Source organism: Streptomyces sp. NPDC008139 (assembly GCF_042957025.1).
In the GTDB taxonomy this organism is placed as follows: Bacteria; Actinomycetota; Actinomycetes; order Streptomycetales; family Streptomycetaceae; genus Actinacidiphila.
In genome coordinates this window covers 77,363-96,565 of the sequence record NZ_JBIBHM010000009.1, presented here as the reverse complement: position 1 = coordinate 96,565, position 19,203 = coordinate 77,363, and the positions used below count along the sequence as shown (strand labels likewise).

Genomic DNA, 19,203 nt, shown 5'->3' with positions numbered 1-19,203 from the left:
GCTAACCCGCCGCTTCCACCTCGGCTTCGGCCTCGGCGCCGCCCCGCGCGTCCGCCCCGGCCTCCGCTTCCGCGTCACCCTCCGCTTCCGCCTCCATCGCGGTGGCGGGTACGCGGAGCGCGGCGAGCACCGGCATGTGGTCGGTGGCCGCGTACAGATCGGCCTCGTTGACTCCGGGCAGGCCCAACGGGACCCCGCAACCGAGCACCTCGATGCCCGGTGTGCTGAAGACGGCGTCGATCCGCTGGAACGGGGCCCGGTGGTTGGTGATCTCGGCGCCCCACGGCGCGGTGGCGAAGCCGTCCTGGAGGACGTCGGCGATCCGGGAGAAGCCGGGGCGGTCCGGCGGCTCGTTGAAGTCGCCGCCCAGCACCACATACGGCTCGCCCATCGCGGCCACCCGGTCCAGTACGTATCCGGCCTGCTCGTACCGCTCGGCGGGCGACAGGCTCAGGTGGGTGGAGACGGCGGCCAGCCGCGCGCCGCCGATCCTGAGCACGGCGGTCGCGAACCCCCGCTGGTGCAGCGGGGGCCGGTGCGGCATGAGCGGATCCTCGACCCGCTCCACATGCGCGCGGAGCGAGGAAAGGATCATCGGGCCCGCGGCGGTCGCCCCGCCGGTCACGTACACCAGGCCGGACGCACGGGCGAGACGGGCCGCGGCCTTACGCCATCGGAAGAACCGCGGAGCCTCTTGGACGAGGACGAGATCGGGGGCGCAGGCTCGGATCACCCGGGCCAGCGCCGCCGTGTCGTCCCGCATGGAACGGATGTTGTAGCTGAGCACGCGGACGACCGCCGAGCCCCCCGGCTCGGTGGCGGAGCTCGGCAGATCCTCCACTGGCATCGTGTCAGCCCTGTCGTGCCAGGTCGGCCGCGCCCACCAGCCCCGCCTTGCCGCCGAGTTGGGCGGCCAGCACCTGCGCGTGCGGACGCCACTCCCCGCCGATCAGCCAGCGCCGGAAGGACTTGCGGATCGGGTCGAGGACCAGTTCGCCCTCGTCCGACACACCGCCTCCGACGATGAACGCCGACGGGTCGAAGAGCGAGGCCAGGTCGGCCAGCCCCGCGCCCGCCCAACGGGCCAGCTCGCGGAAGGAGTCGACGGCGACCGGGTCGCCCTGGCGGGCGGCGGCACTGATGTGCCTGCCCTCGATGCCGTCCACCGTGCCGTCGCCGAGGGCGAGCAGCACTTCCGCGTTCTCCGGGGTCGCGTTGGCCCGCTGCTTCGCGTACCTGACCAGCGCGCGCCCGGACGCGTACTGCTCCCAGCAGCCCTGGCTGCCGCAACCGCACAGCAGCCCGTCGGGCACGACCCGGATGTGACCGAACTCGGCCGCGACGCCGAACCGGCCGCGCCGCAGCTTGTTGCCGATGATGATGCCGCCGCCGAGACCCGTCCCGAGCGTGATGCAGATCACATCGGAATGGCCCTGCCCGGCACCGAACCGGTACTCGCCCCAGGCCGCCGCGTTGGCATCGTTCTCCACGACCACGGGGAGCCCGACACGCTGCTCGACCTTGTCCTTCAGTGCCTCGTGCCGCCAGTTGATATTGGGGGCGAAGAGGACGGTGGCGCGCTTGTCGTCGACATAGCCGGCGGCGCCGATGCCGACGGCTTCGATCTGGTGACCGGTGCTGACCTGGCGTACCGCCTCCACGATCGCGTCGATGACGCCTTCGGGAGTCGGCGGCGTCGGCACCTTGACGGTCTCGAGAATCGAGCCTTCCTCGTCGACCACGCCGGCCGCGATTTTGGTGCCGCCGATGTCGACGCCGATGGTGAGTCCCATGTGTCCCTCAGTTTTCGGTCGATCCCCGCTTAGGAGAACCGTACCGGAGGGGAGGTCAGTCGAGGTCGATGTGTTCAGTCGGTGAACTCGGAGCGCGGTCCTCGCCCGTCCACCGCGTCTCGTGTTGGGCCACCGCAGAGCGGTATGCGGCGAGCAGTTCGGCTCCCGCGGCCGTCAGATGGTCGAACACATCCGGATTACGGTCCTTGATGGGTTCGACAACTGAACGCACCTGGGACATGACGCCCTGGGCGGCCATCTGTACCGCGGGGTTCCGCAGCGCCCCCAGTTTGTCCGTGACGGCCTCGCCGAACGCCTCCGCGAGGCGGCGCAGCTCCTCGCCCGCGCTGCCGACTCCCTGCCCCGCCTGCTCGCGCCGTCTGGCGTGCTCGGCCGCGATGTCCTCGGCGCTGGCCTTCGCCCAGGCGTCGGCGTCGGGACGTTCCGTGGATTCGCTCATGATCGGCTCCAAAAGGGGCGCTCCGGGCTGATTGCGTCGGCTCCCTCGACGGTACCCGACCGGCCGACGGGACAGCGGGCACCGGCGACAGGGAGCCGGGAACGGGCAGCCGGTGGCGGGGAGCCCGGGGAGAGTCGGGGGCGCCCGCTCAGTTCGGCCAGAGCGCCGGGTCCGGCGTGAACCGTACGCGCAGCACGCCGTCCCGCAGCGCGGCGCCGGAGACCGTACAGCGGCGCAGGGCGGACGGCAGTGGCACGATCCGCCGGAAGCCGCCCGCGTCCAGGACGAGTTCGTCGCCGCGGCGGACCAGGTCGAGCCCTTCGCGGCTCGCGCCGGGCAGGGGCAGCGACCACACGAAGTGGCCCTCGGCCGCGAGGCGGTCGTCGACGGTCCAGGGATCTGCGGCCCGCGAACCGGAGACACCGGCTTGAGGAGAGCGGTGCTCGAAGGTGTCGACGGCCAGCGCCGCCAGTTCCGCGGCTCCTTCCGGTTCCGCGCCCAGGTGCGGCAGTTCGCGCAGCGCCACCGCGTCGGTCGCGCAGGTCTCGGCCATCGCCTTGAGCCGGTCCTGCTGGCGGGCGCCGAGCCCGGCGAGGAAGGGGTCGGCGGAGTCGGCGGGCAGCAGGCGGTTGGCGACCACGGCTTCGAGGCGGTGGCCGAACAGGGCGAGTCCGGTACGGGCGTCGCGCAGCACGCGCTCGGCGTGCGGTCCCGGCTCCACGACGACCGCCACGGTCGTCCCGGTGTCCTCGATCACCGACTGCACGGCGGACAGCTCGCGGTCGGCGCGGACGGCGGCCTCGTACGCCCACTCGGCGGGCATCGGGACCCCGGCGAGCTGGGCGAGCACCGGGCGCAGCGCGCGGGCCGCCTGCCGGTCGGCGGGCAGCAACCGCCGCAGGTAGCGCCGCAGTTGTTCCGGCAGGGCGAGCAGCGCGACGGCGTCGCGCACGGGCGGCAGGTCGACGACGACCAGGTCCCACGGCGGCCGGTCGTCGTGGCCGACGGTGTGCACGTCGCGCAGTGCCCGCAGCAGGGCGAGCGCGTCGGCGCCGGGGACCTCGGTCAGCTCCTCGGGGTCGAGGGGGGCCGCGCCGAGCATGTCGAGCAGGGTGCCGATCCGCTGCTGGAGGTCGAGGGTGGCGGCCCGGTAGGAGGCGGCAGTGTCGACGGCCGCGACCCGCAGTTCCGGCACGCCGTCCACCGCGCTGGGGCGGCCGAGCGCGGGTGAACCGGACAGCGGTCCCGCGGCCTCGGGCGCCGCGGACAGCGGCAGCAGGGCGGCCACGTCGGCGCGGTCGCCGGTGAGCAGCACCGTACGGACGCCGTCGCGGGCGGCGGCCACGGCGGTCGCCGCCGCGACCGTGGTGCGGCCCGCGCCTCCGTGGCCGGTGACGAGCAGGGTGCGGGGCGGTCGCGGGGCGCGGGTCACCGGGTCAGGCCGGGTCGTCGGGCTTGGCGGCGGAGTCGGCCGCGGCGTCGGCGGAGTCCGGCACGCCGGCCGCGTCCCCGCCCTCGCCGCTCCCGGACTCGACGCGCTTCTTCAGGCCCGCGAGCGCCCGGTCGATGATGACCTTCTCCGCCTTGCGCTTGATCATGCCGAGCATGGGGATCTTGACGTCCACGGTGAGCTGGTACGTCACCTCGGTGCGCGTGCCGCCGTCGCGCGGCGCGAGGGCGTAGGAGCCGTCGAGGGTGCGCAGCATCTGGGACTTGACCAGCGACCAGCGCACCTCGGTGGCGCTGATCCAGGTGTACGCCAGGGTGTGGTCGTCCTTGATCGCCCCGGCGTCGAGCACCAGCCGGACCTGCTCGGCGCGGCCTTCGGCGTCGGTGGCGAGGACTTCCGCCTCCTTGACCTCTCCCGTCCACTCCGGGTAGCGGCCGAAGTCGGCGATGACGCCCATGACGGCGGCCGGAGCCGCCTCGATCGTGATGCTCGACTTCGTGTGTTCCGCCATCGCCGTAGCCCCTCCGGGACATCGCATGCCATTGCTGCTGAAGGCTACCGCGTGCAGGTGGGGCGGCCGTCACCGCTGCGGGCGCCGCCGGTCGCGTCCGGCGGCCGGGTCACCACTCCAGGACCCACGGACGGCGGGTGTGGTTGAAATGCCCGACGTTGACGCATTCGGTGCGGCCGATCCGGGTGCGCGGCACCAGCGGCTGGTGGACGTGGCCGAAGAGCGCGAATTTGGGCCGGACGGTGTGGATCGCCTCCAGCAGCGCCTGGCTGCCGCGCTCGAAGCGCCGGGCGGCGGTGTCGTAGCAGAGTTCCGGGATCGCGGGCGGGATGTGGGAGCAGAGCACGTCGACCGGGCCGAGGGCGGCGACCTTGGCCGCGTACTCCTCCTCGGAGATTTCGTACGGGGTGCGCATCGGGGTGCGCAGGCCGCCGCCGACGAAGCCGAAGACCCGGCCGCCGATCTCGGCGGTCGCGCCGTCCAGGACGGTGGTGCCGGGGCCCGCGTACTCCGGCCAGAGAGCCGGGATGTCGACGTTGCCGTAGGTGGCGTACGTCGGGGTGGGGAAGGCGGCGAACAGCTCCGCGTACTGCTTGCGTACCGCGGACTCGATGGCGGTGCGCCGGTCGATCCCGGCCCACAGCTCCTGGTCCAGGACCCTGGCCTCGTCGAAGCGACGGGCGGTGCGCAGCTCGACCATCCGGTCGGCGTTGGCGACGCCGAAGAGGTCGGGGAAGATGCCGCGGGAGTGGTCGGCGTAGTCGAGGAAGAGGACCAGGTCGCCCAGGCAGACCAGCGCGTCCGCGCCGTCCCCGGTCCGGCTCAGGGCCTCGGCAGCGCCATGGACGTCACTCACCACATGGACCCGCATGCGGACACTTTATAGCTGGGCACGCCATAGCGGGTCAGCGGCGGCCCGGCCGGGCGCTGGACTACTCTTCCGGGCAGGAACCCAGCCGCTCCACCCCGGTGTGTGAAGCGCGTGTGATGTGTGTGTGACGCTGAGAACATCTGTACGGCCCCCCTATCGCCAGAGCTTTACCGATGGGTAACGTCCACGCCGTCCACATCTTCCCTCCGGGTGCGCCGTGGCACCGATGAGGAGCAGCCGCCTTGCGTGAGTTCAGTCTTCCGGCCCTGTACGAGGTCCCCGCGGACGCCAATCTGACGGATCTGATCCGCCGCAACGCCGCTCAGCATCCGGACACCGCCGTCGTCGCCCGCAAGGATTCCGCGGGCCGGTGGCAGGACGTCAGCGCGACGGGTTTCCTCGCCGAGGTGCGCGCCGCGGCCAAGGGTCTGATCGCCTCGGGCGTGCAGCCGGGCGACCGGGTGGCCGTGATGTCCAGGACGCGGTACGAGTGGACGCTGCTGGACTTCGCGATCTGGAGCGCGGGCGCGGTCACCGTGCCGGTCTACGAGACGTCGTCGGCGTCCCAGATCGAGTGGATCCTCAGCGACTCGGGCGCGGTCGCGGCGGTCGTGGAGTCCGAGCCGCACGAGAGCGCGGTGGAGTCCGTACGGGAGCGGCTGCCGCAGCTCAAGCACCTGTGGCGGATCGACACCGGCGCGGTGGACGCGCTGAACGCGGCGGGTACCGACATCTCCGACGCGGTGGTGGACGAGCGCAGCGCGAGCGCGGGCGCCGACTCCCCCGCGACCATCGTCTACACCTCGGGCACCACGGGCCGCCCCAAGGGCTGTGTGCTGAGCCACCGCAGCTTCTTCGCGGAGTGCGGCAACGTGGTGGAGCGGCTGAGCCCGCTGTTCCGTACCGGCGACTCCTCGGTGCTGCTCTTCCTGCCGCTGGCCCACGTCTTCGGGCGGCTGGTCGAGGTCGCGGCCGTGATGGCGCCGATCAGGCTCGGCCATGTGCCGGACGTCAAGAACCTCACCGACGACCTCGGCTCATTCCGGCCGACGATGGTCCTGGGGGTGCCGCGGGTCTTCGAGAAGGTCTACAACACCGCGCGGGCCACGGCGGAGGCGGGCGGCAAGGGCAAGATCTTCGACCGCGCGGCGGCCACCGCGATCGAGTACAGCCGGGCGCTGGACACCGCGGCGGGCCCGTCGCTGAAGCTGCGGTTCACGCACAAGGTCTTCGACCGGCTCGTCTACGCCAAGCTCCGCGCGGTCCTCGGCGGCCGGGCCACCCACGCGATCTCCGGCGGCGCGCCGCTGGGCGAGCGCCTCGGGCACTTCTACCGCGGCATCGGCTTCACGGTGCTGGAGGGCTACGGCCTCACCGAGTCCTGCGCGGCCACGGCCTTCAACCCCTGGGACCGTACGAAGATCGGTTCGGTCGGCCAGCCGCTGCCCGGTTCGACCGTGCGGATCGCGGACGACGGCGAGGTGCTGCTGCACGGCGAGCACCTGTTCACCGGGTACTGGAACAACGAGGCGGCGACGGCGGAGGCGGTCTCCGACGGCTGGTTCCACACCGGTGACCTGGGCTCGCTCGACGAGGACGGCTATCTGTCGATCACCGGCCGGAAGAAGGAGATCATCGTGACGGCGGGCGGCAAGAACGTCGCGCCCGCGGTGATCGAGGACCGGATCAGGGCGGACGCGCTGGTCGCCGAGTGCATGGTGGTCGGTGACGGGCGCCCGTTCGTGGCGGCCCTGATCACCCTGGACGAGGAGTTCCTGCCGCACTGGGCCGAACAGCACGGCAAGGCGGGCGCGGGCGTCGCCGAGCTGGCGGCCGACCCGGAGCTGCTGGCGGCCGTGCAGCGCGCGGTGGACGAGGGCAACGCGGCCGTCTCCAAGGCCGAGTCGGTGCGGAAGTTCCGTATTCTGCCGACCCAGTTCACGGAGGAGTCCGGCCACGTCACGCCGTCGCTGAAGCTGAAGCGGAATGTCGTCCTGACGGACTTCGCGGCGGAGATCGAGGCCCTTTACCAGCGCTGAGGTTCTGTCCTCAAACGCCGGACGGGCTGATTTCCGCGAGGGCGCTGTCCATGAGCCGCTCCGCGAGCGCGGTGATCGTCACGAACGGGTTGACGCCGATGGAGCCGGGGATCAGGGAGCTGTCGGTGACGTAGAGGTGGTCGTAGCCGCTGACACGGCCGTACGCGTCGGTGGCGCGGCCGAGCGGCAGGCCGCCCAGCGGGTGGTAGCAGAAGTCGTCGGCGAAGGCTTTGTTGCCGCCGAAGAGGTCGTAGCGGTAGATCGTGCCCTGCTTGCGGTTGATCCGGTCGAAGAGGGTCTTGGCGGCCTTGACCGAGGGCTGGTTCTGGGCGAGCGTCCAGTTCAGCCGGGCGGAGTCGGTGGCGGCGTCGTAGGAGAAAGTGCCGCGTTCGGGGTTCTTGGTGATGGCCAGGTAGAGGCTGATCCAGGTCTCGAAGCCGATCGGGAGCGGCGCGATCTCGGCGAAGACCGGGTTGCTCGCGTTGGACCAGTCGTCGATGCCCATGACGGGGATGGTGGACTGGTGCGCCCCGGTGGGATTCCACAGGTAGTTGGCGCGGGCGAGCATGATGTTGCCGTTGCCGCCCCAGGCGGTGCCCACGCTCGCGTTGAGCCGCGGGAGGGTGCCGGTCTCGCGGGCCCTGACCAGGATCTCGGTGGAGCCGAGGCTGCCCGCGGCGAGGAAGAGGTAGCGACAGCCGACCTCGCGGGTCTCCACGACCGCGCCGGTCAGGTCGATCCGGTCGACGGTGAGGACGTACGTGCCGTCGGCCGCTCGTCTGACGGCTCTGACCCGGCTGAGGGTCTCGATGGTGACGTGCCCGGTGCCGAGCGCCGAGGCCAGATAGGTCTTGTCGACGCTGCGCTTGCCGTGGTTGTTGCCGTAGATGACCTCCTGGTCCAGCGCGGACTTGGTGGCGGTGCCCGCGGCCTCGGCCTTCATGTACGAGAAGTCGTACACGTTCGGCACGAAGGTGGTGTTGAGGCCGGCGCTGTGGGCCTGGTCGCGGGAGACGCGGGCGAACTGGTACCACTCGGTGGACTCGAACCAGGCGGGGTCGACGGTGTTGACGCCGAGCATGCTGGTGGCGCGCGGGAAGTACGTGGAGTACATCGCGGCGGAGTCGACCTGCGGGAGGACTTCCTCGAAGTACGCGCGGGACGGGGTGACGGCCATGCCGCCGTTGACCAGGGAGCCGCCGCCGACACCGCGGCCGACGTAGACGGACATGTCGCCGTAGTGCACGCGGTCCAGGACGCCGGGGTAGGGGGTGATGTCCTTGTTGACGAGGTCGAGCCAGAGGAAGGTGGCCAGCGGCGCCTCGGTGCGGCTGCGGAACCACATCGAACGCTGGTCGGGCGAGCCGGTGTTGCAGAAGATCTTGCCGTCGGCGGCGGGGGTGTCCCACAGCCGTCCCATCTCCAGGACGGTGGTGGTGACACCGCGCCGGCCGAGCCGGAGGGCGGCGACGGCGCCGCCGTAGCCGGAGCCGATCACGATCGCGGGGCTGAAGGTGGTGGCGGCGGGCTCCGCCTGTGCGGCGGACGCGGGGGTCGCGGAGAGCGCGATACGGGTGAGGCCGAGTGCTGCTGCGGTCTGGAGGGCGCCGAGTCCCAGAAAGTGACGGCGCGTCAGGTCTGATGTCATGCGCGCATGATGGGCGGGTCCGCGTGAACCCTCCATGCCCATGACGCATGGTCTTTTACGGCGGCGGGTCTCGTACGACGAGGGCGCCAGGACGGCGGCCATGACCGCGCCCAAGGGTCACAGCAGGGACGTGAGCCGCTGCGCCAGCAGGTCCCAGCGCCAGGCGTCCTCGACCCAGCGACGGCCGCGCTCGCCCATCCGAGCGCGCAGTTCGGGGTCGCGCAGCAGGGTCAGGACGCGGTCGGCGCACTGCGTGGGCGAGCCGCCCGCGACCACCCAGCCGGTCTCGCCGTCCAGGACCGCGTCGGGCGCGCCGCCGGAGTCGCCCGCGATCACCGGCAGCCCGGTCGCGGACGCCTCCAGGTAGACGATGCCGAGCCCTTCGACGTCCAGGCCGCCGCGCCGGGTCCTGCACGGCATCGCGAAGACGTCGCCGGCGCCGTAGTGGGCGGGCAGCTCCTCCCACGGCACGGACCCGGTGAAGCGCACCGCGTGGCCGACGCCGGTCCGGTCCGCCAGCTTCTCCAGGGCCCCCCGGTACGGTCCGCCGCCGACGATCAGCAGCGCGGTGTCCGGCACCTCGTGCAGGATCCGGGGCATGGCCTGGATCAGCGTGTCCTGGCCCTTGCGCGGCACCAGCCGCGACACGCACACCACCACCGGGCGGTCGGCGAGGCCGAGCCTGGCCCGTACCACCGCGCCGCCCGAGCCGGGGTGGAAGGTCTTCTCGTCGACGCCCGGGGGCAGTTGGACCATCCGGGCGGCGGCGGCCGGGGTCAACGCGGCGGCGATCCGGGAGCGGGTGTACTCGCCGAGGTAGGTGAGGGTGTCGGTGCCCTCGCCGATCCGGCGCAGCAGCGAGCGGCTGGCGGGGAGCTGCGCCCAGCCCGCCTCGTGCCCGTGCGTGGTGCCGACCAGCCGCCGCGCCCCGGCCTCGCGCAGCGCGGGCGCCATCAGGCCGAGCGGGGCGGCGGCGCCGAACCAGACGGAGGAGCAGCCGTGTTCCCGCAGCAGGTCGGCGGCGCGCCGGGTGACCCGGCGGGTGGGCAGCAGCATCGAGGTGCGGTCGCGGACCACGGGGAAGGGCTGCTCCGCGTCGAAGCGGGCGACCTCGGCGCCGTCCTTCCAGGTGGAGGCGTAGACGACGACCTGTCCCGGGTCCATCCGCAGCGCCATGCTGTGCACGAAGGACTGGATGCCGCCGGGCCTGGGCGGGAAGTCGTTGGTCACGATCAGGGTCTTGTCCATCGCCGCCGACAGTACCCGCTCACGCGGTGTTCACCCGGCTGGCCGCCACCGGCCGCGTCCGTCCCGCGACCGGGCTGCCGCTCGCCGCATGATACAGATCGTGACAAACACACATATCAGCGGTCGGGGCTGGGCCGTGCTCACCTGGGTCGTCACCCGAGCCGCGTTCCTGTTGTTCGTGTTCGAGCTCATCCACTTTCCCGGCCAGTACATCGCCCACGATGTCTCGTCCGTCTACCACCGCTGGTACGGGGTGCTGAGCACGGGCAGATTCCCGCTGCACGACGTGACCTGGCAGTACCCGCCCGGGGCCGCGCTGGTGATCCTCGCGCCCGGTCTGCTGCCCTTCCTCAGTTACACCGCCGCCTTCTTCTGGCTGGCCTTCCTGGCGGACGCGGTGATCCTGGCGGTGCTGCTGCGCGACTCGCGGGTCAGGCGCGGCGGCCGGATGGCCGGGGTGTGGGTGTGGGTCGGCGGCGGCGCGCTGCTCGGCCCGATCATCTACGCCCGCTACGACGTGATGGTCACCGCCGTCGCCGTGGCGGGGCTGCTCCTGCTGCCGCGCCGCCCGAAGGCGGGCGGGGTGCTGGCCGGGGTGGGCGCCATGCTCAAGGTGTGGCCGCTGCTGCTGCTCATCGGGACGCCCCGCGGCCGTACCACCCGGCGGTCGTGGATCTCGGCGGCGGTGACGATGGCGGTGATCGCGCTCGCCTTCCACCTGGCCATGCCGGGCTCGCTGTCCTTCCTCACCTTCCAGCGCGACCGCGGCACCGAGGTCGAGTCGCTGGGCGCCACCGTCTTCCACATCGCCCGGCACTTCGGCTGGCACGGCACGGCGCGGATGCACTACGGGTCGGTCGAGTTCATCGGCCCGCATGTGCACCTGGTGAGCACCGCGGCGATGGTGCTGTCCCTGCTGGCCTTCGCCTGGCTGCTGCTGTGGCGGGTGCGGGCCCGCTCGTACTCGGTCGCCACGCCCTTCGACGCGGCCTTCACCGCGGTGCTGGTCTTCACCACCACCAGCCGGGTGATCAGCCCGCAGTACATGGTGTGGCTGGTCGGCATCGGCGCGGTCTGCATGACGCTGCGGGAGTCGGTGGTACGGCGGCCGGTCGCACTGATGCTGGGCGCGACGCTCTTCACCACGCTGGAGTTCCCGATCTTCTTCGAGGACATCGCCCACAGCGACAAGCTGGGCGTGGCGCTGATCGTCACCCGTAACGGCCTGCTCGTCCTGGCGTCCCTGAGCGCCTGCCGTCGGCTGTGGGCGGCCACGGTGCCGCGCCGCGCCGCGCGCGGCGCGGTCGAGGGGGAGCCCGCCGACGCCCCGGCCGCGGTGCTGACCCGGGCCGAGCGGGTCGGGGTGCACGACAAGGGTTAGGGCGTGTCCGGCGGGGCGGCCGGGCGCCAGGCGCGGGCGGCGGCGATGCGTTCGGCGGGGGTGGGGTGGGTGCCGAACATCAGGTGCAGGGCGCGCGGCGGGTCGGGGTCGCCGATGTTCGCGACCGTCAGGCGGCGCTGCATCGCGATGAACTCGGCCGAGTCCGAGGTGAGTTCGAGGGCGTGCCGGTCGGCGCGCCGTTCGACCCCGCGGCTCACCGCGCAGCCCAGCGGCCCGGCGACGGCGCCGCCGACAGTGGCGACGGCCGCCAGCAGCCAGGCGGAACGCGGGTCCGCGAAGTCGTCGGCGCCCGCGAGGTCGAGCAGGGGCCGCCAGGTCACCACGGCGGCCAGGATGCACACGCCGACGGCCGCGCCCAGCGCGCCGAGCGCGGTGCCGCGCGGCACGTCCCGGTGCACGACGTGGCCGAGTTCATGGGCGACCACCAGCTCCACCTCGCGCGGCTGCGCCGTGGTCAGCAGGGTGTCGTAGACGACGATGCGGCGGGTGCGGCCGAAGCCGGACACGTACGCGTTGAGCGCGGTCGTACGGCGCGAGGCGTCGGCGACCAGGACATCGTCGACGGTGACGCCGTCGCGGGCGGCGAGCGCCAGCAGGGCGTCCCTGAGGGGGCCCGGCTCCATCGGCGTGAAGCGGTTGAACAGCGGCTCGAAGATCATGGGCGCCGCCCAGGACATCAGGACGGTCAGCGCGGCGGCGCCGAGCGCGGCCCACGCCCACCAGTGGCCGGTCGCCCCGGCGAGGGCGTAGACGGCGAAGAGCGCGCCGAAGGTCAGCGGCAGCGAGATCAGCAGGCCGCGCAGCACGTCCGCCCACCACCCGCCCCAGCCCTGGGTCACCAGCCCGAACCGGCGGCGCACGACGCGCCCGCGCGCCGCGAAAGGCAGCCCCAGCGCCTCGGGCAGCAGCACCAGCGACACCGCCGCGCCCGCCACGCGCCCGCCCCACGTCCCCCCGCCGAACGCCGCGACCAGCCCCGCTCCCCCGGCCGTCAACCCCAGCCCCAGCATCAGCCCCAGCGCTGCCACCCGCCCGCCGAGCGCGACCGGCCACACCCCCCGCCGCAAAGCCCGCGCCCGCCCGACCTCCTCCCCACTGAAGTCCCCCCCGCCGGACCCCCCCGCCCCCAAGGCCGAAGCCCCGGCATCCGCCGCAGCTGAGGGTTCCGCCTCCGCCGCAGCCGAAGGTCCCGCCTCCGCCGGTCGCCCAGCATCCGCCGAGGACGAAGATGCCGCCTCCGCCGACCGCCCAGCGTCCGCCGCAGGCGAAGAGCCGGCATCCGCCGACCGCCCAGCATCCGGCGAAGCCGAAAGTGCCGCCTCGGCCGCAGCCGAAGGTGCCGCCTCGGCCGGTCGCCCCGCGGCCCCCGCAGGCGAAGAGCCCGCCTCCGCCGACCGCCCAGCGTCCGCCGCAGGCGAAGAGCCGGCATCCGCCGACCGCCCAGCATCCGGCGAAGCCGAAGGTGCCGCCTCGGCCGCAGCCGAAGGTGCCGCCTCGGCCGCAGCCGAAGGTGCCGCCTCGGCCGCAGCCGAAGGTGCCGCCTCGGCCGGTCGCCCAGCGGCCCCCGCAGGCGAAGAGCCCGCCTCCGCCGACCGCCCAGCATCCGCCGGAGGCGGCGGGGTGTGCGGGGGGCGTCCTGGGCCGGCGTCCGTCGCGGGCGGGGGCTGGTGGTCTGGGGGCTCCGCGTCGGGGTCACGGGTCATGGCAGCTCCTGGTGGAGGTAGGTGCGCCAGCGGGCGGTGAAGGCGGGGAGGGTGGTGCCGAGGGTGGTGCGCAGGTGGGAGTCGACGGTGCCGCCGGAGGCGACGGCGCGGTAGAAGGCGACGAGCGCGTCCGGGGACCACTGGTCGGCGATCAGACGGCACGCGAGCCAGCCGCCCTCGTAGGCGCGGGAGAGGGTGTCGGCGTCGGCGGAGTGGAAGTCGGCGTCGGCGGGCAGCGCGGCGGGGACGCGGCCCGCGGCGACGGCGGCGGCCAGTTCCGGGGCGAGCTCGCGGGCGGTACGGCCCGCCGTACGGTAGGCGGTCCAGTCGGCGGCGCCCTCGGAGAGCCACAGCGGGGTACGGGCGGTGGTCCAGGCGCGGGTGGCGACATGCGTGGTCTCGTGGGTGAGCACGGTCTGCCGGCCGAAGGCGGAGAGCCCGCTGAACGCCTCGGGGTTGATGATCACCCGGTCGGAACCGACCCGCGCGCTGCCGCCGCCCTCCCCCGTGGTGACGGCGGCGATGTTGCGGTAGTCGGCCGGGTCCGCGTCGGCCAGCGCGGCCATCTGGTCCAGCGTGCGCGGCACCTCGACCACCACCTTGCCCGACCACCCGGTGCCGCCCCAGGTCCGCCGGACCTCCGGCACCGCCCGGTCGACGTCCTCGGCGTAGCCGCGCAGCCCGGCGGCGTCGCCGAGCCCGAGCACCAGGCTGTCCGTGCCGCGCACCACCGTCACCCGGCCCTGGTCCCACAGCTGTACGGCGCCGCGGTGCCCGGACGCGGCGCCGTCGTCGTCCCCGGCCACGTACCAGCTCCCGCCCCGCCGGGACAGCGTCAGGTAGTCGGTCGCGGCGACCGGCGCCGCGTCGAATCCGCTGAGGCGGTACCGCAGTTGGACCTCGGCAGCGGCCCGTACCGTGCCGTCGGCGGTCGGCGGCAGGCCGAACGCGCCGGTCCGCACCAGCCGGTACGACCAGTCGGCCAGCGGCACGTCCGCGATGTCGGTGAACATCGCCTTCTGCCGGTCGAGGAAGCGCGTCGCCCGCGGGTCGATCCCGGCGAGGAAGGCCGCCCGGTCGTGGCGCAGCACCGCGGCGGCCCGCCGGTCGAGCGCCTGCCGGATTCCGGCGTCGGTGGCGTCCGCCGTGGGCCGCCCGCCCGAGGCGGTCCCGCCGCACCCGGCGACGAGCGCCGCGAGCAGCGCCAGGGACAGGCCGAGCACCGCCGCCCGGACACGGGAAGCGGTCGGCGTACGTCGTAGGGGCGCCACGGCCATGGGCCCGATCGTACGGCCCCGAGGACGCCCCCCACGGCCGGGGCGCCGCGCCCTTACGGCCGGGTCACGGCCGTGATCGGCATCATGCCGACCGGGTCGTAGCGGACCCTGGCGCCGGGGTAGGGCGCGTGGATGACCTGGCCGCCGCCGACGTACATCGCGACATGGCTGGCGTCGCCTCGGTAGATCACCAGATCGCCGGGCCGCGCCTGGTCCAGCGGCACCCGCTGCCCGGCGTTCATCTGCTCCTGCGAGGTGCGCGGCAGCGCGACTCCGGCCCGCGCGTACGAGTACTGCGTCAGGCCCGAGCAGTCGAAGGAGTTGGGCCCGGTGGCGCCCCAGACGTAAGGGGCGCCGACCATCTGGCGGGCGGCGGCCACGGCCATCGCGCCGCGCCCCGAGGCGGGGGGCAGATTCGGGATGTTCGGCAGGTCGGCGGTCGTACGGTCGCGGGAGGCGCGCGCGGCGTCCATGCCGGGCCGGTATCCGGCGCGCTGGGCGGCGGGCATCGCGTTGAGCAGCCGCTGGGCCTCGGCGAGCGCCCGCTGCACCGACCGCTTGCGGTCCTGGAGCACCGCCCCGGCCTTGTCCAGTTCGGCGAGCTTGCCCGCCGCCTGGGAGCGCTGCTGGCGCAACAGCCGCTCGGCCTCCTGGAGTTGGCGCAGCTGCCCGGCCTGCCGGGCGCTGAGCCGGTCCAGGGTGGTGGCCCGGTCCAGGTACTGGTCGGGCTCCGAGGACATCATCAGGGCGAGCGAGGGGTCGATGCCGCCGCTGCGGTACTGCTCGGAGGCGAGCGAACCCAGCTCCTGCCGCATGTCGTTGACCCGCTGCTGTCCCTCGGCGGCCCGGTCCTGGAGGGTGCTCAGGTCGGCGCGGAGCTGCTTGGCGTGCTCCTGCGCCGCGTTGTACTTCTCGGTGGCCTGCTCGGCCTGCTGGTAGAGCCGGTCGAGCCGGGACGCCGTGTCGGGTGCGCCCCCGCCGGGATCGGCCGAGGCGACCTGCGCCGCACCGCCGGACAGTGCCGCGGTGGCCGCGGCGGCCGCGGACAGCACGGTGACCCGGGTGGTGCGGGCGGCGAAGCCCGGCTGTGGGGAGCGTCGATGGGAAGCCACGGGAGCTGACAGTAGTCAGCCCGACGCGGAGAGTTCAAAGAAGGCGCGGCCCCCGCATCGCCGCGCCGCGCCTCCCGCGCAGGTCACGCACCCGCGCCGGGCGGCACCGGGCACTTGTTCATCACCCGAACGCCGTAGGAGTCCGAACGCCGTATGAACGCACCGGGGTCCGCGGGAGACTCCCGCGGACCCGTGAGACCGGTGAGGAACGACGCCGGAAGACGTCAGATGCGGACGCCGAACTGGAACGGCATGTTGCCGATCGACTCGTACCGCACCGAGGCGCCCGGCTTCGGCGCGTGCAGCACCATGCCGTTGCCCGCGTAGAGGCCGACGTGGTGGTAGTCGCCGTAGAAGATGACGAGGTCGCCGACGGCGAGCTGGGAGGTGGAGTAGATCCGGGTCCCGGCGTTCGCCTGGGCCTGCGAGGTGCGCGGTATCGTCACGCCGGCCTGGTTGTACGCCCACGAGGTGAGGCCGGAGCAGTCGAAGGAGCTGGGGCCCGAGGCGCCGTACACGTACGGCAGGCCGACCCTGGACTGCGCGGCGGAGAAGGCGGCGGCGGCGCGCTGCGAGGCGGGCTTCGCGTCGCCGAGGTCCACGCGGGTGGTGGAGCGGTTGGCGCGGGCGTCGGCGGCGGCGATGGACGCGCGCTGCGCGGCCGTCAGCGAGTTGAGGATCTGCTGGGCCTGGGCCAGCTTGTCCTTCGCCTCGGCCTTGCGCTTGGCCAGTTCGGTGCGGGTGGTCTGGAGCTCGGTCAGCTTGGCGGTCGCCTCGGCGCGCTGCTGGTCCAGGGTCCGCTTGGCGTCCTGGAGTTGGTGCAGCGAGTCGGTCTGGATCGACGTGAGCTGGTTGAGCGTCGTCGCCTGGTCCAGGTAGTTGTCCGGGTTGGACGACAGGAAGAGCTGGAGCGACGGGTCGATGCCACCGCTGCGGTACTGGGACGCGGCGATGGCGCCGAGGCCGTCCCTGAGTTGGTTCAGGTGCTGCTGTTGCCTGGCGACCTGGTCCTGGAGAGTGCCCGCCTCCTTCTGGAGGGTGTGCAGCTTCTCGTTGGCCCCGTCGTACTTCTCTGAGGCCTGCTCAGCCTGCTCGTACAGCGCGTCCACCTTCGCCTTGGCGTCCTTGACGGTCGGCTTGGCGGGGGCGGCCTGGGCCGCCTGGGAGGTGAGGGCCACCGCGGCTGCGGCGGTGGCGGTCAGCACGGTCACGCGCGTGCGGCTTGCCGGCTTGGGACGACGGTGGGACGCCACGAAGGCGAGCTCCTTCTTCCTTCAGCCGCCTACCGGTTGACTGGCGGGCGGCCCCCGACGCGCCATCCGGATTGGATGATCGACTGCGCGGAGGTTCGACGCCTGACCTTAGTGACCTATCTGTGATCGGTTCAAATCCTTGTTGGCAAAATCTCGACCGGTTCGCACATTCTTTACGACCTTCGTACGCGCAGTGAGGGTGGATCAACGCTCCGTCGACGATGGTGCGTTCGCGAACCGAATGCCCGAACGAATAGTGATGTGTCCGGTGGTGCGGTGGTGCGGCGACCAGGAGCCGTGGGGCCGGAGGCGCGGGCGGCAGGCGCGGTTCAGACGCGTGCGAGACGTTTCAGCAGCAGGACGGAGGCGACCGGGCGGGCGCCCGCCTTGGCGACGCCGTCGGCGACTTCGCGGTCCGCGGAGACCACCACGATCTGCCGGCCGGGCGGTTCCGCCCGCACCAGCCGCCGGATCAACTCGTCAGCGGTCTCACCGGCCTTGCTGAACAGCACCCGCACCCCGCGCGGCGGCGCGAGCAGCACCGGCATGTCCAGGTCGGCGCCGTCGAAGACACAGGTGACCTCGGCGCCGCTCTGCGCGGCCAGCGCCGCGAGCCCGCCGAGCAGCCGCAGCCGCTGTTTCTCCAACGGCATCGACGGATAGCCGGTCTTGGTGACGTTGTAGCCGTCGACGACGAGGTGCGCCTGCGGCAGCGCGAGCAACTGGTCGAGCAGCGCCGGGTCGGTCTCGGACAGCGCGCGGGTGGCGATGTCGCGCGGGCTGAAGGCCCCGGGCGCGACCGCGTCCACCGTGTCGGCGGGGCGTACGCCCAGGGTGTCGCGCGGCGGCAGGGCCAGTTCACGGCGGAGCCCCGAGGCCGCGTCGAGGACGGTGTCCAGCAGCAGGCGCAGCCGTACGTCCTCGATGCTGCGGCCCTCACGGGCGGCGCGGCGGCCCGACTCGACCGCCGCCTCGGCCTCGGCGAGCCGGGTGCGCAGCCGCCGTGCCTCGCTCTCCGCGGCGGCCTTGTCCTGGGCGGCTGCGGCCCGCGCCTCGTCCAGTTCCGCCTGGATCTTGCGCTGGGCGGCCTCGGCGCGCTTGACGTCGCTGAGGGCGCTGCGCAGCTTGCGGTGCACCGAGTCGCCCTCCTTGCGGACGGCGTCCAGTTCGGCGCGGGCCCGTACGGCGTCCGAGCGGAGCTGCGTGTGCAGGCCCTGCACCTCCTCGCGGAGCTTGGCCAGTTCGCGCAGCGTCTCCTCGTCGGCCCGCTCGGCGTGCGCCCGTTGGGCCTCCTCGCCCGCGGTGGTGACAAGCTTGGCCCAGCCCGCGGGGCGCAGCAGATAGGCCGCGGCGGCCACGTCGAGCGGGTCCGCGGCGGGCGGCGGGGTGCCGGCGTCCAGGGCCCCGGTCAGCTCGGGCTGCGCCTCGCGCAGTTTGCCCGCGACCTTGTGCCGGAACGCCGGGTCGCCCTCCAGCGCGGCGGCCAGCGCGGTGGCCGCGTATTTCACACGTCTGGACGGGGTGAAACGGGCGTACGGCCGCAGCGAGACCGGCAGTTCGGCGAAGGTGAAACCGCCGAAGGCGTCGGCGGCGATGGCGACCACGCGGTGGCGTACACCTTCGGGCAGCGGCCGGTCGAGCGCGGGTTCATGAGCGGCGGCGTCATCGGCGGTGTCACCGGGAGCGTCGGCGCCGGGCGCAGCGTTGCCGTCGGGAGAGCCGCCGGAGACGCTGCCGGAAGAGCTGTCGGGAGTGCCGTCGTCATCACGGCCGGGCGGTGCTTCGGCGCCCGGTACGTCGGCGGCCCGCGGTGTGTCGGGGTCCTGCGCCGCGGCGCCGGACGCGTCGGCGCCCGGCCCGTCGGCGGCATCCGACTCGGACCCGCCCGCCTCGGCCCGCGGAAAGCCGCCGATACCGTCCACCAGTCACTCCCGTCCGGTTACACGGCGCCTCCCCGGCCCCCTTCGATCCCTCCGGCCGCCGCCTCTTGCATCCATTGTCCCCGTAAGGAGGCTCAGTCCCGCGCCGAACCGGTCTCCGCGTCCGCGCCGGAGTCCGTTTCCTCCGCCGTTCCCTCGGAAGTTCCCGCGTCCACGGCCGCGCCCGGCCGGTCGACCAGCTCGATCTGGTCCGCGGCGTTGCACCAGCGGCACCGCACGGACTCGACCGTCTCGGTCAGCACGTCGGTCTCCTCGATCCGCGGCTCGCCGCCGAGGTCGAGATGGACGTACTCCACGACCCGCGTGGAGCGGGTCACGTCGAACCGGGTCAGATTGCCGCACTGCGTGCAGCGCCACCGGGTGGTGGCGGTGGGCATGGGCACCGGCATCGGTCCTGCACCTCTTCCTCGGTCGGGCGTATCAGTGCTGACGGGCGTACGTCGGGGTCACCTTACGGCCTCCGACCCGCGACGCGCTGCGGCGAGGCGGCCTATGT

At 73.3% G+C, this 19,203-nt stretch carries 15 protein-coding genes and 1 pseudogene; 2 read left to right on the top strand and 14 right to left on the bottom strand.

Annotated elements, in window-relative coordinates; all coding sequences use genetic code 11:
* Nucleotide 1: 1 nt before the first annotated feature.
* The 6 genes from ACFZBB_RS20440 to ACFZBB_RS20415 form a co-directional block, all read right to left on the bottom strand.
* On the bottom strand, nt 2-847 hold the full coding sequence (locus ACFZBB_RS20440; protein WP_391124155.1) for an endonuclease/exonuclease/phosphatase family protein: 846 nt from the start codon (nt 845-847) through the stop codon (nt 2-4).
* 4 nt (nt 848-851) lie between these two features.
* Nucleotides 852-1,793 carry an ROK family glucokinase gene (locus ACFZBB_RS20435; protein WP_355334214.1) on the bottom strand — a complete coding sequence of 314 codons (942 nt, stop codon included), beginning with the start codon at nt 1,791-1,793 and terminating at the stop codon, nt 852-854.
* 55 nt (nt 1,794-1,848) lie between these two features.
* Complete coding sequence (locus ACFZBB_RS20430) at nt 1,849-2,253, bottom strand: DUF5304 family protein (RefSeq protein WP_355334216.1); 405 nt, start codon at nt 2,251-2,253, stop codon at nt 1,849-1,851.
* 148 nt (nt 2,254-2,401) lie between these two features.
* Nucleotides 2,402-3,685 (bottom strand): ArsA-related P-loop ATPase, encoded by a 1,284-nt coding sequence (locus tag ACFZBB_RS20425; RefSeq protein WP_391124151.1) that lies wholly within the window; start codon nt 3,683-3,685, stop codon nt 2,402-2,404.
* A 4-nt stretch (nt 3,686-3,689) separates the two neighbouring features.
* The gene (locus ACFZBB_RS20420; RefSeq protein ID WP_391124148.1) at nt 3,690-4,214 is read right to left on the bottom strand and encodes an SRPBCC family protein; all 525 of its coding nucleotides are present in this window, start codon (nt 4,212-4,214) and stop codon (nt 3,690-3,692) included.
* 109 nt (nt 4,215-4,323) lie between these two features.
* Nucleotides 4,324-5,085: a metallophosphoesterase gene (locus ACFZBB_RS20415; RefSeq protein ID WP_391124145.1), complete on the bottom strand. Its 762-nt coding sequence runs from the start codon at nt 5,083-5,085 to the stop codon at nt 4,324-4,326.
* Between the two features lie 242 nt (nt 5,086-5,327).
* Here ACFZBB_RS20415 and ACFZBB_RS20410 point away from each other — a divergent pair, with 242 nt between their 5' ends.
* Nucleotides 5,328-7,124, top strand: a complete 1,797-nt coding sequence (locus ACFZBB_RS20410) for an AMP-binding protein (RefSeq protein ID WP_391124142.1) — start codon at nt 5,328-5,330, stop codon at nt 7,122-7,124.
* Between the two features lie 10 nt (nt 7,125-7,134).
* On the opposite strand, the gene ACFZBB_RS20405 is transcribed toward ACFZBB_RS20410, so the two are convergent.
* Both ACFZBB_RS20405 and ACFZBB_RS20400 read right to left on the bottom strand, forming a co-directional pair.
* A complete protein-coding gene (locus tag ACFZBB_RS20405; protein WP_391124139.1) occupies nt 7,135-8,772 on the bottom strand; it encodes a GMC oxidoreductase in 1,638 nt (545 codons plus the stop codon).
* A 117-nt stretch (nt 8,773-8,889) separates the two neighbouring features.
* Complete coding sequence (locus ACFZBB_RS20400; RefSeq protein WP_391124136.1) at nt 8,890-10,020, bottom strand: glycosyltransferase; 1,131 nt, start codon at nt 10,018-10,020, stop codon at nt 8,890-8,892.
* Between the two features lie 88 nt (nt 10,021-10,108).
* Between ACFZBB_RS20400 and ACFZBB_RS20395 the strand changes: the two genes are divergently transcribed.
* The gene (locus tag ACFZBB_RS20395; protein ID WP_391124133.1) at nt 10,109-11,401 is read left to right on the top strand and encodes a glycosyltransferase 87 family protein; all 1,293 of its coding nucleotides are present in this window, start codon (nt 10,109-10,111) and stop codon (nt 11,399-11,401) included.
* Here the strand turns inward: ACFZBB_RS20395 and ACFZBB_RS20390 are convergent.
* The 6 genes and pseudogenes from ACFZBB_RS20390 to ACFZBB_RS20365 form a co-directional block, all read right to left on the bottom strand.
* Complete coding sequence (locus tag ACFZBB_RS20390; protein WP_391124130.1) at nt 11,398-12,450, bottom strand: M48 family metalloprotease; 1,053 nt, start codon at nt 12,448-12,450, stop codon at nt 11,398-11,400. The genes ACFZBB_RS20395 and ACFZBB_RS20390 overlap by 4 nt on opposite strands.
* A gap of 671 nt (nt 12,451-13,121) precedes the next feature.
* Entirely contained in the window at nt 13,122-14,402 is a 1,281-nt protein-coding gene (locus tag ACFZBB_RS20385) for a hypothetical protein (RefSeq protein ID WP_391124127.1), read from the bottom strand.
* Nucleotides 14,403-14,455: 53 nt separating this feature from the next.
* Entirely contained in the window at nt 14,456-15,514 is a 1,059-nt protein-coding gene (locus ACFZBB_RS20380; RefSeq protein WP_391124124.1) for an NlpC/P60 family protein, read from the bottom strand.
* Nucleotides 15,515-15,738: 224 nt separating this feature from the next.
* On the bottom strand, nt 15,739-16,767 hold the full coding sequence (locus ACFZBB_RS20375) for an NlpC/P60 family protein (RefSeq protein WP_355334244.1): 1,029 nt from the start codon (nt 16,765-16,767) through the stop codon (nt 15,739-15,741).
* Between the two features lie 329 nt (nt 16,768-17,096).
* Nucleotides 17,097-18,395, bottom strand: a complete 1,299-nt coding sequence (locus ACFZBB_RS20370) for an NYN domain-containing protein (RefSeq protein ID WP_391124708.1) — start codon at nt 18,393-18,395, stop codon at nt 17,097-17,099.
* A 470-nt stretch (nt 18,396-18,865) separates the two neighbouring features.
* Nucleotides 18,866-19,096: pseudogene (locus ACFZBB_RS20365) on the bottom strand (hypothetical protein); the annotation flags it as partial.
* Between the last annotated feature and the right edge of the window lie 107 nt (nt 19,097-19,203).

Bases quoted from the DNA above. Each gene is read 5' to 3' on its own strand.
- ACFZBB_RS20400 (WP_391124136.1), bottom strand. From the start codon at position 10,020: ATGGACAAGACCCTGATCGTGACCAACGACTTCCCGCCCAGGCCCGGC.
- ACFZBB_RS20440 (WP_391124155.1), bottom strand. From the start codon at position 847: ATGCCAGTGGAGGATCTGCCGAGCTCCGCCACCGAGCCGGGGGGCTCG.
- ACFZBB_RS20385 (WP_391124127.1), bottom strand. From the start codon at position 14,402: ATGGCCGTGGCGCCCCTACGACGTACGCCGACCGCTTCCCGTGTCCGG.
- ACFZBB_RS20415 (WP_391124145.1), bottom strand. From the start codon at position 5,085: ATGCGGGTCCATGTGGTGAGTGACGTCCATGGCGCTGCCGAGGCCCTG.
- ACFZBB_RS20405 (WP_391124139.1), bottom strand. From the start codon at position 8,772: ATGACATCAGACCTGACGCGCCGTCACTTTCTGGGACTCGGCGCCCTC.
- ACFZBB_RS20430 (WP_355334216.1), bottom strand. From the start codon at position 2,253: ATGAGCGAATCCACGGAACGTCCCGACGCCGACGCCTGGGCGAAGGCC.
- ACFZBB_RS20435 (WP_355334214.1), bottom strand. From the start codon at position 1,793: ATGGGACTCACCATCGGCGTCGACATCGGCGGCACCAAAATCGCGGCC.
- ACFZBB_RS20420 (WP_391124148.1), bottom strand. From the start codon at position 4,214: ATGGCGGAACACACGAAGTCGAGCATCACGATCGAGGCGGCTCCGGCC.
- ACFZBB_RS20395 (WP_391124133.1), top strand. From the start codon at position 10,109: ATGATACAGATCGTGACAAACACACATATCAGCGGTCGGGGCTGGGCC.